This is a genomic window from Streptomyces sp. B1866 (assembly GCF_031932565.1).
Classification (GTDB): domain Bacteria; phylum Actinomycetota; class Actinomycetes; order Streptomycetales; family Streptomycetaceae; genus Streptomyces.
Map to the genome: position 1 here is coordinate 1 of NZ_JAVSCF010000522.1, position 1,250 is coordinate 1,250.

The following is a 1,250-nucleotide window of genomic DNA, read 5'->3' on the forward strand; positions in this document are numbered from 1 at the left end:
CGCCCGGCCGCCGTGCCGGACACCGCCGCCCCGCCCGGTCCGTCCGCGCCGCCCGGGCCCGGCGGGCCGCCGCCCGGGACCCGGCACGGCACTGACGTCCCGGCTCCCGCCGCCGACCCGGCTCCCACGGCCCTGGAGAGAACCGGCGGTGCGCCCGGGGAGGCGGCCGGTGAAACGCCCGCCGGAAGCGGCGGCGCGGCGCTGCCGGCGGGGGAGACCGGAGGGGACGGCCGGGCGCCCGGGGGCGGCGGGGCCTGCGACGGCGGGGAGGCGCCCGGGGACGGCAGGTTCACCGTCCGCCTGGACAACTTCGAAGGCCCCTTCGACCTTCTGCTGCAACTCATCTCCAAACACAAGCTGGATGTGACCGAGGTCGCGCTGTCCAAGGTCACCGACGAGTTCATGGCCCACATCCGGGCCATGGGCCCGGACTGGGACCTGGACCAGACGACCGAGTTCCTGGTGGTGGCCGCCACCCTGCTGGACCTCAAGGCCGCGCGGCTGCTGCCCGCCGCCGAGGTCGAGGACGAGGCCGACCTCGCCCTCCTGGAGGCCCGGGACCTGCTGTTCGCGCGCCTTCTGCAGTACCGCGCGTACAAACGCGTCGCGGAGATCTTCAGCGACCGGCTCGCCGCCGAGGCGCTGCGCCACCCGCGCACCGTCGGCCTGGAGCCGCACCACGCCGACCTGCTCCCGGACGTCGTCATCAGCATCGGCCCGGAGGGCTTCGCGAAGCTCGCCGTGAAGGCGATGCAGCCCAGGGCCAAGCCGCAGGTGTACGTCGACCACATCCACGCGCCGCTGGTCAGCGTCAGGGAACAGGCGGAGGTGGTGGTCGCGCGGCTGCGTGAGCTGGGGGAGGCCACGTTCCAGGTGCTCACCGAGGACGCGGGCGACGTGCTCACCGTGGTCGCGCGCTTCCTGGCACTGCTGGAGCTGTACCGCGAGCGCGCGATCGCCCTGGAGCAGGAGGAGGCACTCGGTACGCTCACGGTGCGCTGGACGAGCGAGCAGGGGCGGCAGCCGCGGGTCACGGACGAGTTCGACCAGGCGGACCAGGCAGGCCGGGCGGACGAGGCGGGCCGGGCGGACCAGGGCGGACGCGCCGGCGAGCCCGGCCGGGCCGTACCGGCGGAGCGGGCCGTACCGGAGGACCGCGAGCCGGATCCGGGCCCGCGGGCCGCCGGGCCGGCCCCCGGGGCGGCGGCCTCCGGGCCCGGGGCGGCCGGACCCGGCGCCGAGGCCGGACC

1 protein-coding gene is annotated in these 1,250 nt (G+C 76.8%); it reads left to right on the forward strand.

Going from position 1 to position 1,250, the window contains the following annotated elements:
• Positions 1-12 precede the first annotated feature (12 nt).
• Positions 13-1,250 (forward strand): segregation/condensation protein A (locus RKE29_RS29935; protein ID WP_312008850.1); only part of this gene is annotated, 1,238 nt, incomplete at its 3' end.